The 12,547-nt window shown below is 70.3% G+C and carries 15 protein-coding genes; 14 read left to right on the plus strand and 1 reads right to left on the minus strand.

The window, feature by feature from the left end:
• From ABDW59_RS13430 to ABDW59_RS13485, 12 genes are all read left to right on the plus strand, one after another.
• The coding region (locus tag ABDW59_RS13430; RefSeq protein WP_343630346.1) for an aldehyde dehydrogenase family protein at nt 1–732 on the plus strand (732 nt) is incomplete at its 5' end.
• 11 nt (nt 733–743) lie between these two features.
• Nucleotides 744–1,541, plus strand: coding sequence for a fumarylacetoacetate hydrolase family protein (locus tag ABDW59_RS13435; protein ID WP_343630347.1), 798 nt, complete (start codon nt 744–746; stop codon nt 1,539–1,541).
• Nucleotides 1,538–2,317, plus strand: coding sequence for a fumarylacetoacetate hydrolase family protein (locus ABDW59_RS13440; RefSeq protein ID WP_343630348.1), 780 nt, complete (start codon nt 1,538–1,540; stop codon nt 2,315–2,317). Before ABDW59_RS13435 ends, ABDW59_RS13440 begins: the two co-directional genes overlap by 4 nt.
• Nucleotides 2,314–2,871 (plus strand): RidA family protein, encoded by a 558-nt coding sequence (locus ABDW59_RS13445; RefSeq protein WP_343630349.1) that lies wholly within the window; start codon nt 2,314–2,316, stop codon nt 2,869–2,871. Before ABDW59_RS13440 ends, ABDW59_RS13445 begins: the two co-directional genes overlap by 4 nt.
• A 61-nt stretch (nt 2,872–2,932) precedes the next feature.
• Complete coding sequence (locus ABDW59_RS13450) at nt 2,933–3,472, plus strand: 3-hydroxyanthranilate 3,4-dioxygenase (RefSeq protein WP_343630430.1); 540 nt, start codon at nt 2,933–2,935, stop codon at nt 3,470–3,472.
• A 10-nt stretch (nt 3,473–3,482) separates the two neighbouring features.
• Nucleotides 3,483–4,499 carry an amidohydrolase family protein gene (locus ABDW59_RS13455; protein WP_343630350.1) on the plus strand — a complete coding sequence of 339 codons (1,017 nt, stop codon included), beginning with the start codon at nt 3,483–3,485 and terminating at the stop codon, nt 4,497–4,499.
• Nucleotides 4,496–5,086 (plus strand): DUF4863 family protein, encoded by a 591-nt coding sequence (locus ABDW59_RS13460; RefSeq protein ID WP_343630351.1) that lies wholly within the window; start codon nt 4,496–4,498, stop codon nt 5,084–5,086. The genes ABDW59_RS13455 and ABDW59_RS13460 overlap by 4 nt, the downstream gene beginning before the upstream one ends.
• 113 nt (nt 5,087–5,199) lie before the next feature.
• The gene (locus ABDW59_RS13465; RefSeq protein ID WP_343630352.1) at nt 5,200–5,787 is read left to right on the plus strand and encodes an NAD(P)H-dependent oxidoreductase; all 588 of its coding nucleotides are present in this window, start codon (nt 5,200–5,202) and stop codon (nt 5,785–5,787) included.
• Nucleotides 5,788–5,865: 78 nt separating this feature from the next.
• Nucleotides 5,866–6,723, plus strand: a complete 858-nt coding sequence (locus tag ABDW59_RS13470; RefSeq protein WP_343630353.1) for a fumarylacetoacetate hydrolase family protein — start codon at nt 5,866–5,868, stop codon at nt 6,721–6,723.
• Nucleotides 6,720–7,469 carry an SDR family NAD(P)-dependent oxidoreductase gene (locus ABDW59_RS13475; protein ID WP_343630354.1) on the plus strand — a complete coding sequence of 250 codons (750 nt, stop codon included), beginning with the start codon at nt 6,720–6,722 and terminating at the stop codon, nt 7,467–7,469. The genes ABDW59_RS13470 and ABDW59_RS13475 overlap by 4 nt, the downstream gene beginning before the upstream one ends.
• A gap of 221 nt (nt 7,470–7,690) precedes the next feature.
• The gene (locus ABDW59_RS13480) at nt 7,691–8,068 is read left to right on the plus strand and encodes a response regulator (RefSeq protein WP_343630355.1); all 378 of its coding nucleotides are present in this window, start codon (nt 7,691–7,693) and stop codon (nt 8,066–8,068) included.
• 136 nt (nt 8,069–8,204) lie between these two features.
• Nucleotides 8,205–8,975, plus strand: a complete 771-nt coding sequence (locus tag ABDW59_RS13485; RefSeq protein ID WP_343630356.1) for a class I SAM-dependent methyltransferase — start codon at nt 8,205–8,207, stop codon at nt 8,973–8,975.
• Here the strand turns inward: ABDW59_RS13485 and ABDW59_RS13490 are convergent.
• Nucleotides 8,972–9,427, minus strand: coding sequence for a GNAT family N-acetyltransferase (locus tag ABDW59_RS13490; protein WP_343630357.1), 456 nt, complete (start codon nt 9,425–9,427; stop codon nt 8,972–8,974). The two genes, ABDW59_RS13485 and ABDW59_RS13490, sit on opposite strands and share 4 nt — an antisense overlap.
• Nucleotides 9,428–9,699: 272 nt before the next feature.
• On the opposite strand from ABDW59_RS13490, the gene dbpA reads away from it, so the two are divergent.
• Nucleotides 9,700–11,040, plus strand: a complete 1,341-nt coding sequence (gene dbpA, locus ABDW59_RS13495; RefSeq protein ID WP_343630431.1) for an ATP-dependent RNA helicase DbpA — start codon at nt 9,700–9,702, stop codon at nt 11,038–11,040.
• 62 nt (nt 11,041–11,102) lie between these two features.
• Nucleotides 11,103–12,371 (plus strand): DEAD/DEAH box helicase, encoded by a 1,269-nt coding sequence (locus tag ABDW59_RS13500; RefSeq protein ID WP_343630432.1) that lies wholly within the window; start codon nt 11,103–11,105, stop codon nt 12,369–12,371.
• Nucleotides 12,372–12,547 lie beyond the last annotated feature (176 nt).

Below are 12,547 nucleotides of genomic sequence, written 5' to 3' on the forward strand. Positions count from 1 at the left end.
GCGGCGGAGCGGGTGAAGCCCGTGTCCTTCGAGCTCGGCGGCAAGAACCCCGGCATCGTCTTCGCCGATTGCGACTTCGACGCGGCGGTGGACGGCATCGCCAAGGCGACCTTCTCCAACGGTGGCCAGATCTGCATGTGCACCGAGCGCGTCTACGTCGAGCGCCCGATCTTCGACAAGTTCGTCGCCGCGCTGAAGCGCAAGGCCGAAGCCCTGATCCCCGGCCGCCCCGCCGACCCCGGCGTGGACATGCCGCCCATGATCTCGGCCGAGCATCGCGACAAGGTGCTGTCCTACTACCGCCTCGCGGTGAGCGAGGGCGCCACCGTCGTCACGGGCGGTGGCGTGCCGAGCTTCGGCGATGAGCGCGATCAGGGCTTCTTCGTGCAGCCCACCATCTGGACCGGCCTGGGCGACACCGCCCGCATCTGCCGCGAGGAGATCTTCGGCCCCTGCTGCCACGTCGCGCCCTTCGACAGCGAGGACGAGGTCATCGCCCGCGCCAACGACACCCGCTACGGCCTGTGCTCGACGATCTGGACGCAGAACCTGGCGCGCGGCCATCGCGTCGCGCATGCGGTGCAAGCAGGTCTGGTGTGGGTCAACAGCTGGTACCTGCGCGACCTGCGCACCCCCTTCGGCGGCGTGAAGATGTCCGGCATCGGACGCGAGGGCGGCATGCACTCGCTCAACTTCTACTCCGAGCCCTCCAACATTTGCGTGAAGTTCTGAGGGAGCGCGCGATGCAAGCCCTCTCCCCATCGGCCGCCGCGCTGTGGCAGGCGGCGCGCAGCGCCGCGCCTTGCGCCCCCGTGCGCGGCCAGCTCGGCGACAGCGACGTCGCCGCGGCCTACGCAGTGCAGGAAGAAGTCACCCAACGCCGCCTCGCCGACGGCGCCCGCCTGGTCGGCCGCAAGATCGGCCTCACCGCCACGGCCGTGCAGCGCCAGCTCGGCGTCTCGCAGCCCGACTACGGGATGCTCTTCGACGACATGGACGTGCCCCACGGCGGCGAGATCGCACACGGACGACTGATCCAGCCGCGCGTGGAGGCCGAGATCGCCTTCCTGATCGGCCGCGATCTGAGCGAGCCGCGGCTCACCACCGCCGACATCGTCGACGCCATCGACTGGGTGCTGCCCGCGCTGGAGATCGTCGACAGCCGCATCGCCGGCTGGGACATCCGCATCACCGACACGATCGCGGACAACGCGTCCTCGGGCCTGTTCGTGCTCGGCCACGACGCGCGCCGCATCGACGCGGTGGACCTGGTCGGTTGCGGCATGGCGCTCGAGCGCAACGGCGAGCTCGCCTCGACCGGCGCCGGCGTCGCCTGCCTGGGCTCGCCGATCAACGCGACGCTGTGGCTGGCCCGCGTGATGGCGCAGGCCGGACGGCCGCTGCGCGCCGGCGACCTCGTGCTCAGCGGCGCGCTCGGGCCGGTCGTGCCCGCGCGCCCCGGCGACAGCTTCGAAGCGCGCATCCAGGGCCTGGGCTCGGTGCGCGTCAGCTTCGGCTCCGAGCAAGGACGGACCTCATGAGCGGATTGAATCAACTCGCCCTCGCGCTGGACCAGGCCGCGCTGACGCGGCAGGCGGTCGCGCAGCTCAGCGATCAGCACCCGGACTTTGACGTCGAGACCGCCTATGCGGTGCAGCGACTGCTGGTACAGCAGCGCCTGCGACGCGGCGCGCGGCGCGTCGGCATGAAGATGGGTTTCACCTCGGTCGCCAAGATGCGTCAGATGGGCGTGGACCAGATGATCTGGGGCCGCCTGACCGACGACATGCGACTGGACGAAGGCGGCGAGCTGGCGCTCGATCGCTACGTCCATCCCCGCGCCGAGCCCGAGATCGTCTTCCTGCTGAGGAAGCCGCTCGCCGGCCGCGTCAGCGCCGCCGAGGCCATGGCCGCGGTGGAGGCCGTCGCCGGCGGCATCGAGATCATCGACAGCCGCTACCGCGACTTCCGTTTCCATCTCGCCGACGTGGTCGCCGACAACGCGTCCTCCTCCGGCTTCCTGGTCGGACCGCTGCAGCCGGCAAGCACCGACGTCGCCAACCTCGGCATCGTGATGCGGGTGGACGGCCGCGTGGTGCAGGCGGGATCGTCGGCGGCCATCCTCGGCCATCCGGTGCGATCCCTGGTCGCGGCCGCGCGGCTGGCCGGCGAGGCCGGCGAGTCGCTGCAGCCGGGCGACCTGGTGCTGGCGGGCGCCGCGACCGAGGCCGTCGCATTGCGCGCCGGCATGCGGGTCAGCGCGGCGTTCCAGTCGCTGGGCGCGGTGTCCTTCCAGGTCGGAGGAACCGAGTCATGAGCGCGGTCACTCGAACCTCCACCGACGCGCACGCCGACGGGATCCCTGGCGGCGTTTCAGCGTCGGCCGCCAAGGCCACGGTCGTCGCCGGCAAGGCAACGCCGCGCGGCCGCTTCCCGCACCTCAAGCGGGCGGGCGACTTCCTCTTCGTCTCGGGCACGTCCTCACGGCGCGCGGACAACAGCTTCGAAGGCGCGACGGCCGATGCCATGGGCGTCACCGAACTCGACATCCGCGTGCAGACCCGCGCGGTGATCCGCAACATCGCCGACATCCTCGCCAGCGAGGGCGCGGTGCTGGAGGACCTGGTCGAGGTGACCGTGTTCCTGGCCAGCATGAACGACTTCAAGGGCTACAACGAGACCTACGCCGAATTTTTCGACGTCGACGGTCCCACGCGCACCACGATGGCCGTCCATCAGCTGCCGCATCCGCACCTGCTGATCGAGATCAAGGGCATCGCCTACCGGCCGGCGGGATCGCCGTCCTCCTCGCCGCCCGGCGCCCCGCCTGATGCCGCACCTCTCTCCGCCTCCCCCTCCTCCCTGGAGTAATCCCATGTGCTTCAAGACCCACAGTCCCAAGACCGCGTCCACGCGGGCCCATGACGGCGCGATGCGCCTGTCCGCCTTCAGCCTCGACAACTGGATCGCCGATCACCGCGACCTGCTCAAGCCGCCGGTGGGCAACGCGCAGATCTGGCCCGACGCGGACCTGATGGTCACCATCGTCGGCGGCCCCAACCAGCGCACCGACTTCCACGACGATCCCGTCGACGAGTTCCTCTATCAGCTCAAGGGCGACATGGTGCTCAAGCTGATCGACCGCGGCCAGGCCTACGACGTGGTCGTGCGCGAGGGCGAGATCTTCCGCATCCCGCCGCACGTGCGTCACTCGCCGCAGCGACCGATGCCCGGCTCCATCGGCCTCGTCGTCGAGCCGGCGCGTCCGGACGGATTGCTCGACGGCTTCGAGTGGTACTGCTTCAACTGCCAGCACCTGGTGCACCGCACCGAGGTGGACCTGGAGTCCATCGTCGAGGACATCCCCAAGGTCTACGCCGACTTCTACGCCGCCACCGAGCTCCACAAGTGCCCGCACTGCGGGAGCCTCCACCCCGGCAAGCTGCCGCCGGCCGGCTGGGTCGTGCTGTGAGGACCGCGTCATGACCGTCGCCGTCGACATCCACAACCACTTCCTGCCCCATTCCTGGCCGGACCTGGCCGAGCGCTACGGCACGCCCGACTGGCCCTGGATGAAGCACCTGGGCTGCGGCAAGGCCATGCTGATGGTCGGGGACCAGGAGTTCCGGCCCGTCTACTCCGCCACCTGGGACGCCGAGAAGCGACTCGAGGAGATGGACCGGGACGGCATCGACCACCAGGTCATGAGCGTCACGCCGGTGCTCTTCGCCTACTTGCGCAAGCCCGAGCACGCGCTGGACTGCGCGCGCATGTTCAACGACATGGCGCTGGAGATGTGCGCCAAGTCCGACGGCCGCATCCATGCGGTCGCGCAGGTGCCGTTGCAGGACATCGACGCCTCCTGCCGCGAGGTCGAGCGCGCAATGGCCAACGGCCACATCGGCGTGGAGCTGGGCAATCACGTCGGGGACAAGGACTTCGATGACGAGGGCATCGTGACCTTCCTGCAGCACTGCGCCGCCATCGGCTGCCCGGTGCTGGAGCACCCCTGGGACATGATGGGCCAGGGCCGGCGCATGAAGAAATACATGCTGCCCTGGCTGGTGGCGATGGCGGCGGAGACGCAGCTGTCCATGCTGTCGCTGATCCTGTCCGGCGCGCTGGAGCGCATCCCCGACAGCCTGCGCATCTGCTTCGCGCACGGGGGCGGCAACTTCGCCTGGGCGCTGGGCCGCGCGGACAACGCCTGGCGCAACCGCGACATCGTGCGCGAGGACTGTCCCCACCTGCCCTCCAGCTACGTCAAGCGCTTCTGGTGCGACAGCGCGGTCTTCGACGAGCGCGCGCTGAAGTTCCTCGTCGACGTGATGGGCGACGACCGCGTGATGCTGGGCACCGACTACCCCTACCCGCTGGGCGAGCTGCCGATGGGCTCGCTGGTGCGCGGCACCGGCTGCCTCACCTGCCAGCAGAAGTCCCGCATCCTCGGCGAGAACGCGGGCCGCTTCTTCAACTACAGGTTCGACGAGCGCGTATGAGCACGACCTCTTCCCTCTCTCATGCCCCGCTGCCCACCGGGCCGCACAAGTCCGAGGCGATGACGCTGATCCGTCAGGTGCTCGATTTCATCGGGGATCGGCCGCTGGACGGCGCGCTGGAGTTCGAGCTCAACCGCCGCTTCGGTCCCTACGGCGCCTTTCACGATCGGCTGGCGACGCTGATGAAGGCGGGCATCGCCGAAGGCTGGGCCGGTTACGCGCCGGTCGAGGGCGCGGGCTACAGCCGCGGCCATATTGCGGAGGTGTCCGAGGACACGCGCGGCATGCGGGTCGAGAGCGGCCTGATGCGCGACGTCGTCGGGCAGCACCACCGCCACATCCGCGGCGAGATCGATCTGGTGATCCCGCTCGACGCCGGCGCGCGCTGGTGCGGCCATGGCGCGGGCTGGGTCGTGTACCCGCCGGGCAGCGAGCACTTTCCGACCACCGAGGGCGGACAGGCGCTGATCCTGTTCTTCCTGCCCGGCGGCGCCATCGAGTACCGGCCGCCGCCCGCCGAGCTCGCCAGCGAGCGCTTCGGCGCCGCTCAAGCGGGGCAAGGCACGAGTGCCGCGCCTCCTCCCTGAGCCCCTTCCTAAGCCCATGCCTGTGCCCATGCCTGTGCCCATGCCCGGGCTCGATTTCTGATTTCTGATTTCCGATTTCCGATCCCCACATTCCCGATCTCATCGAGGCTCCCATGACCATCAAGATCCTGGCCTTCTCGGGCAGCTCGCGCCGCGGCTCGCTCAATCAGCAACTGCTGGCCATCGCCGCGGCCGGCGCGGACGCGGCCGGCGCCGACGTGACGATGCTGCGCCTGGCCGACCTGAACCTGCCGCTCTACGACGGCGACCTCGAAGCGGCCGCCGGCCTGCCGGCCGGCGCGCTCGATTTCAAGCGACTGCTCGCGTCGCACGATGCGCTGCTGATCGCCACACCCGAACACAACGGCGCCGTCACGGCGCTGCTCAAGAACGCGCTCGATTGGGCCAGCCGTCCCGCGCCGCAGGAACGCCCCGGGACCAGCTCGTTCTCGCATCTGTGCGCGGCCATGGTGTCGGCCTCGCCGGGCCTGCTGGCGGGCATCCGCTCGCAGGTCTCGCTGCAGATCGTGCTGAACAAGCTGGGCGTCGCCATCGTGCCGGCTTCGTTCGCCCTGCCGGCCGCCCACCAGGCCTTCGACGAGCGCGGCGCGCTCAAGGACGCCGGCGCCGACAAGGCGGTGCGCGCGGTCGGCTCGGCCCTGGTGCGCGCCGCCGTCCGCGACGCGCCGGCCAACAGCTGAGCGCTGGACCTCACCCCCGAGCCTGATCGCCACATCGACATCGATCCCGCCTTTCATCCTACATCCAAGGAGTTCCCCATGAAACTGCTCCGCCACGGCGAACCCGGCCAAGAGAAGCCCGGCTTGCTCGATGCCGCCGGCATCGTCCGCGATCTGTCGACGCTGATCGACGACATCGCTCCCGCCACGCTGGACGCCGCGACGCTCGCCCGTCTGCGCGCCGTCGATCCCGAGACGCTCCCCGTCGTCCCCGCGGGCCGTCTGGGCGTGCCCGTCGCCGGCATCGGCAAGATCGTCGCGATCGGCCTCAACTACGTCGACCACGCGAAGGAAGCGAACCTGCCCATTCCCGCCGAGCCGCTGGTCTTCCTGAAGGCGACCAGCTCGCTCTCGGGCCCTGACGATGCGGTGGTGCTGCCGCCGGGCGCGGTCAAGGGCGACTGGGAGGTCGAGCTGGGCATCGTCATCGGCCGTCGCGCGAGCCACGTGGACGAGGCGTCCGCGCTGGACCACGTGGCAGGCTATTGCGTGGTCAACGACGTCAGCGAGCGGACCTACCAGTTCGAGCGCGGCGGCAGTTGGGACAAGGGCAAGGGCTGCGACAGCTTCGGGCCGGTCGGTCCCTGGCTGGTCACCGCCGACGAGGTCCCCGATCCGCAGGCGCTCGCGCTGCGGCTGGAGGTGAACGGTCGGCGCCTGCAGGACGGCCACACCGGCAACATGATCTTCAGCTGCGCGCAACTGGTGAGCTACGTCAGCCGCTTCATGACGCTGCTTCCGGGCGACCTGATCATCACCGGCACGCCGGCGGGCGTCGGCCTGGGCCACAAGCCTGATCCGATCTTCCTGAAGCCGGGCGACGTGATGACCCTGGGCATCACCGGTCTCGGCGAGCAGCGCCAAGTCGTGCGGTCCTTCCCGGGAGCATCGGCATGAATTTCCCCGATCGCTTCAAGGGCCGGACGGCCATCGTCACGGGCGGTGCGTCCGGCTTCGGTCAGGCCATCGCTGCACGGCTGATCGCCGAAGGCGCGCGCGTCAGCCTGTGGGACTTGCACGAGGACGCGCTGCTCGCGGCCCGGCAGGCCTGCGGCGCGGCGCACATCGCGGCGCTGGACGTGTCCGATGCGGACCAGGTCGCCCGCGGCATGGACGCCAGCGTGGCCGCGCTGGGCGGCAAGCTGGACATCCTGATCGCCAGCGCGGGCATCTCGGGGCCCAACGCGCCGGTCCGCGACTATCCGCTGGCCGCCTGGCGGCAGGTGGTGGACGTCAACCTGCACGGCGTCTTCTACTGCGACCGCGCAGCGGTGCCGCACATGGAGCGCAACGGCTATGGCCGCATCGTCAACATCGCGTCCATCTCCGGCAAGGAGGGCAACCCCAACGCCGCGGCCTACAGCGCCTCCAAGGCCGGAGTGATCGGTCTGACCAAGGCGCTGGGCAAGGAGCTGGCGACAACGCAGATCCGGGTGAACTGCGTCGCCCCGGCGGCGGTGCGCACGCCGCTCTTCGACCAGATGAGCGAGGCCCATGTGGCCTTCATGCTGTCGCACATCCCCCAGGGGCGTTTCGGCACGCTGGAGGAGATCGCCGCCCTGGTCGGCTGGCTGGCGAGCGAGGAATGCTCGTTCAACTCCGGCGCGGTCTTCGACGCGACCGGCGGACGGGCGACCTACTAAGGGGCGGCGCCCTGGGCGTCCATGGGCGGCCGCCCTGCCCGCCCCTTCATCGCGGGGGGATCGCGGGGGGAATGGAAGGGGCGCGATGTCCCATCGCAAGGGACGTGTAGTCCATCCGACTACAGGGCGTCGGCGCCCGAGCGCACCGACGCTGACGCAGGCGCGGCCTCGCCATCGTGAGGTCCGTCACCCATGATTGATCCCATACCAGGGAGAACATCATGAAAGTCGCTTTGATCGAGGACTGCCCGCTGCTGCGCCGCCTGATGGTGGCCCGCCTGGAATCCGAGACCTCCATCCGCGTGGTGGCCCAGGCTTCCAGCGAGAACGCCGGCATGAGCAGCATCGCGCTGAGCGCCCCGGACGTGGTGCTGGTGGACCTGCGGATCGACGGGGGCTCCGGCATGGGGCTGATCGAGCGCCTGCGGGCGGCGCGCTTCCGCGGCCGCATCCTGGTGCTGAGCTCCGAGGACCGCGCGACCTACGAGGCCCGCGTCATCTCCTGCGGCGCGGACGCCTTCTACGACAAGTCCTCCGACTTCGAGCGCCTGGTCACCGACCTGTGCAAGGACTCGCACGACGCGTGGATGGCGCATTGAACTCCGCCTGTCGCTGAGCGCCCCGGGGTTTCGCGGCTTGATCGTCGGGCACGTGTCCAGGCGCGCTGCCTGTCGCCCCTGGCGCGGCGGTCTGGTCGCAGAATCCTCGCTGTCACAGCGCACGAGGAGCTCCCTGATGTCCACGGCTTCTTCATCCAAGAACTGGTTCGACCAAGGCGGCGCCGCCTACGCCCGCTTCCGCCCGGAGTACCCGCCCTCCCTGGCCGCCTTCCTCGCTCAACTGGCGCCGACGCGCGGACTGGCGGTCGACGTCGGTTGCGGCAACGGCCAGCTCACCACGCAGCTGGGCGAGCACTTCGATCGGGTCCTCGGCCTGGATCCCAGTGCCGATCAACTCGCCAATGCGGTCCCCCACCCCAAGGTCGAGTACCGCCAATCGCCCGCCGAGCAGCTGCAAGCCGATGCCGGCAGCGCCAGCCTGATCACCGCCGCGCAGGCGGCGCACTGGTTCGACCGGCCGCGCTTCTACGAGGAAGTCCGGCGGGTGGCCGCGCCCGGCGCGGTCGTGTCGTTGCTGAGCTACGGCGTCCTCGCGCTGGACGGGCCGCAGGATCGCGCGCTGGACGGCCGCATCCAGCGCTTCTATGCGGACGAGGTGGGCCGCTACTGGCCCGCGGAGCGACGTCTGGTGGACTCAGGCTACGCCAGCATCGAGTTTCCCTTCGACGAGCAGCCCGGGCCGGCGCTGGAGATTCGCAAGCGCTGGTCGCTGGACGAGATGCTGGGCTACGTCTCGACCTGGTCGGCGATCCGCAGCGCCCGTGAGGCGGGGCAGAAGGCCCTGCTCCATCGCTTCGCCGCGGAGTTCTCGGCGATGTGGGGCGATCCGGCGACGCGGCGCGAGGTCCGGTGGCCGATCAACATGCGCTTGGGAAGGGTCGCTTAAGCGGCTTCGATCGCCACCCGGCGCCGCATCTCCGGCGCGTAATCCGCGAAGCCCAATCCCGCGTAGAGCGCGCGGGCTTCTGGCGTGGCGCCGAGGTTGAACTCACGCACGCCCAGCGCTTCGCACTGTTCGAGCAGCCGCGCCACCAGCGTGCGCGCGATGCCCTGACCGCGGCAGTGGGCCGCGGTGAACACATTGACGACGCGGCCCATCTGACCGCTCGGGTTGGCCCGCGTCGGGCCCCAGTCCAGCAGCACGATGCCCGCGCCGCCGACGACCTCGCCGCCTTGCATCGCGATCAGGCCGAGGTACTTGCGCGCGCCGATGCGCGGCTTCACCCACTCGGCATAGCCGGCGCGGCGCGCCACATCGTCTTCCCGATAACAGGCATGGGAGGCGATCAGCTCGGCGTCGCCGGGGAGCGCCTTGCGCGCGGTCCAGGTGGTTTCCATCGGCGCATTGTCAATGCGCGCCACGCCGGTTCCTGTTTGACGCATGGGAGGTTCGCCCGGACGTTTTGCAGGGGGCTTCCGCCTGGACATCGCCTCGGAAGGCTTGGAAGGCGGCGCCTGAGGGACAATCGCGCATGCTCCCGACCGATCCCTCCGCCGCCGGCGCGACCGCCGCGCCCGCTCAGGCCCCCGCCTCCGCCCCCTCGACAGCCCCCGCGACGACGCCGGCCGCCGACGCGAGTTCCTTCGCCAGCCTGCCCCTGCCGCCCTCGATGCAGGCCACCCTGCAGCAGCTGGGCTACCTGTCGATGACGCCCATCCAGGCCGCCAGCCTGCCGCTGTCGCTGGCCGGCCGCGACCTGATCGCGCAAGCCAAGACCGGCAGCGGCAAGACCGCCGCCTTCACGCTGCCGCTGCTGGCCAACCTGAATCCGCGCCGCTTCGCGGTCCAGGCCCTGGTCCTGTGCCCCACCCGCGAGCTCGCCGAGCAGGTCACGCAGGAGATCCGCCGCCTGGCCCGCGCCGAGGACAACATCAAGACCCTGACGCTGTGCGGCGGCGCGCCCATCCGCAACCAGCTCGCCAGCCTGGCCCACGGCGCCCACATCGTTGTCGGCACGCCGGGCCGCATCCTCGACCACCTCTCGCGCGAGACGCTCTCGCTCGAGGCGCTGAACACGCTGGTGCTCGACGAGGCCGACCGCATGCTCGACATGGGCTTCGCCGAGGACATCGCCCAGGTCGTCGCCCATTGCCCCAAGCAGCGCCAGACGCTGCTGTTCTCGGCCACCTATCCGGACGGCGTCGCCGCCATGGCCGGCCGCTTCATGCGCGACCCGCAGCAGCTGACGCTGACCGAGCGCCATGCCGCCGGCAAGATCCGCCAGCGCTTCTATGAGGTCAAGGAGAACGAGCGCCTGCACGCCGTCGGCCTGCTGCTGAATCACTTCCGTCCGGCCAGCACCCTGGCCTTCTGCAACACCAAGCAGCAATGCCGCGATTTGGTGGCCGTACTGCAGGCCCAGGGCATCGTCGCGCTCGAGCTGCATGGCGACCTGGATCAGCGCGACCGCGATCAGGTGCTGGTGCGCTTCGCCAACCGCAGTTGCAGCGTGCTGGTCGCCACCGATGTCGCCGCGCGCGGCCTGGACATCGCGCAGCTCGAGGCCGTCATCAACGTCGACATCACGCCCGACCCCGAGGTCCATGTCCACCGCATCGGCCGCACCGGCCGCGCCGACGAGGCCGGCTGGGCCTTCAGCCTGGCGAGTCTCGATGAAATGGGCCGCGTCGGCCGCATCGATCAAATGCAGGGCAGCGTCAGCCCCTGGCATTCGCTGACCGAGCTTGCCACCGCGCCCGGCGCCGGGCCGCTGCGCCCGCCCATGGCCACGGTGCAGATCCTGGGCGGCCGCAAGGAGAAGATCCGTCCCGGCGACGTGATGGGCGCGCTGACCAAGGACATGGGCTTCGAAGGCGCGCAGATCGGCAAGATCAACGTCAACGAGTTCTCGACCTACGTCGCCGTCGAGCGCGACATCGCTCCCAAGGTGCTGCGCGCGCTGAACGCCGGCAAGGTCAAGGGCAAGTCGGTGAAGGCGAGGCTGCTGTGAACGACGTCAAGCCCGATCCGGCATCGGCCGCGTCCGCCCCTGATCCGGAGTCCGTCGCGCCCGTGAACGCCCCCGCCGACTTCGCCGCGCTGGGCCTGTCCCCCCGCCTGCTGGAGGCCGCCGACGCCCAGGGCTACGAAGTTCCGACCCCCGTGCAGGCCGCCGTCATTCCGGCGGCGCTCGCCGGCAAGGACCTGCGCGCCTGCGCCTCGACCGGCTCCGGCAAGACGGCCGCCTTCGCCTTCCCGCTGATGCAGCGCTTCGACGTCGAGGTGCGCCCCGCGCTGCGCCGCGCGCAGGCGCTGGTGCTGGTCCCCACGCGCGAGCTCGCCGCCCAGGTCGGCGACACGCTGCGCGCGATCGGCCGCTCGCTGGACGAGCCGGTGAAGATCTCGGTGCTGGTGGGCGGCCTGTCCATCAACCCGCAACTGATGGCGCTGCGCGGCGGCACCGACATCGTCGTGGCCACGCCGGGCCGGCTGCTGGACATCGTCGACAAGAACGGCCTGGACCTGTCCCGCCTGGAATGCCTGGTGCTGGACGAGGCCGACCGACTGCTGGACGGCGGCTTCGCGGACGAGGTCGCGGAGGTGCTGGCGCTGCTGCCGCGTCGTCGGCAGAACCTGCTGTTCTCTGCCACCTTCCCCGCCGAGGTCCAGGCCCTGGCCGACGAGCTGCTGCGCGATCCGGTGCGGGTGGATGTCTCGGATGAGCCGCTGTCCAAGGCCGACATCGAGCAGCGCGCCATCGAGGTCGACACCGATCGCCGCACCCCGCTGCTGCGGCATCTGATCGAACAAGGCGAGTGGTCGCGGGTGCTGGTCTTCGTCGCGACCCGCTATGCCTGCGACCACGTCGCGGACAAGCTGCGCCGCGCCGGCCTGAGCGCCGAGGCCTTCCACGGCGACGCCAGCCAGGGCGCGCGCGCCCGCATCCTGTCCGAGTTCAAGAGTCGCGAGCTGCGGGTGCTGGTGTCCACCGACCTGGGCGCGCGCGGCATCGACATCGCGCAGCTGCCGGTGGTCGTCAACTACGACCTGCCGCGCGCGGCGGCCGATTACGTGCACCGCATCGGCCGCACCGCACGCGCCGGCGCAAGCGGGCTGGCCGTGTCCTTCATCACCGCGGACATGGAATCGCATTTCCGCCTGATCGAGAAGCGCCAGGGCCAGCGCGTCCCACGCGAGCGCATCGCCGGCTTCGAGCCGACGCAGACGGCCACGCCCGAGCAGGCCACCGGGGGCATCAAGGGCAAGCGTCCGAGCAAGAAGGACAAGCTGCGCGCGGCCGGCCTGGCCCGCATGGGCGAAGGTCCCATCAAGCCGCGCTGAGCGCCGGCGCGAGTTCCGGCCCGCATCTGCTGCTTCAGCGGCAGCGGCAGCGGCAGCGGCAGCGGCAGCGGCAGCAGAAAACGCTAAAAGGCGCAATCCATTCGCCCAAAGAAAAAGGCCCGATCGCTTGGCAGATCGGGCCCGAAGACCGCTGTCCGCGGTCCCTGCTCAGGGAG

The sequence above is a fragment of the Roseateles sp. genome (assembly GCF_039595295.1).
GTDB lineage: Bacteria > Pseudomonadota > Gammaproteobacteria > Burkholderiales > Burkholderiaceae_C > Roseateles.

Excerpts from the sequence above, each read along its gene's own strand:
- ABDW59_RS13435 (WP_343630347.1), top strand. The coding sequence starts at position 744 with ATGCAAGCCCTCTCCCCATCGGCCGCCGCGCTGTGGCAGGCGGCGCGC.
- ABDW59_RS13440 (WP_343630348.1), top strand. The coding sequence starts at position 1,538 with ATGAGCGGATTGAATCAACTCGCCCTCGCGCTGGACCAGGCCGCGCTG.
- ABDW59_RS13445 (WP_343630349.1), top strand. The coding sequence starts at position 2,314 with ATGAGCGCGGTCACTCGAACCTCCACCGACGCGCACGCCGACGGGATC.
- ABDW59_RS13450 (WP_343630430.1), top strand. The coding sequence starts at position 2,933 with ATGCGCCTGTCCGCCTTCAGCCTCGACAACTGGATCGCCGATCACCGC.
- ABDW59_RS13455 (WP_343630350.1), top strand. The coding sequence starts at position 3,483 with ATGACCGTCGCCGTCGACATCCACAACCACTTCCTGCCCCATTCCTGG.
- ABDW59_RS13460 (WP_343630351.1), top strand. The coding sequence starts at position 4,496 with ATGAGCACGACCTCTTCCCTCTCTCATGCCCCGCTGCCCACCGGGCCG.
- ABDW59_RS13465 (WP_343630352.1), top strand. The coding sequence starts at position 5,200 with ATGACCATCAAGATCCTGGCCTTCTCGGGCAGCTCGCGCCGCGGCTCG.
- ABDW59_RS13470 (WP_343630353.1), top strand. The coding sequence starts at position 5,866 with ATGAAACTGCTCCGCCACGGCGAACCCGGCCAAGAGAAGCCCGGCTTG.
- ABDW59_RS13475 (WP_343630354.1), top strand. The coding sequence starts at position 6,720 with ATGAATTTCCCCGATCGCTTCAAGGGCCGGACGGCCATCGTCACGGGC.
- ABDW59_RS13480 (WP_343630355.1), top strand. The coding sequence starts at position 7,691 with ATGAAAGTCGCTTTGATCGAGGACTGCCCGCTGCTGCGCCGCCTGATG.
- ABDW59_RS13485 (WP_343630356.1), top strand. The coding sequence starts at position 8,205 with ATGTCCACGGCTTCTTCATCCAAGAACTGGTTCGACCAAGGCGGCGCC.
- ABDW59_RS13490 (WP_343630357.1), bottom strand. The coding sequence starts at position 9,427 with ATGGAAACCACCTGGACCGCGCGCAAGGCGCTCCCCGGCGACGCCGAG.
- dbpA (WP_343630431.1), top strand. The coding sequence starts at position 9,700 with ATGCAGGCCACCCTGCAGCAGCTGGGCTACCTGTCGATGACGCCCATC.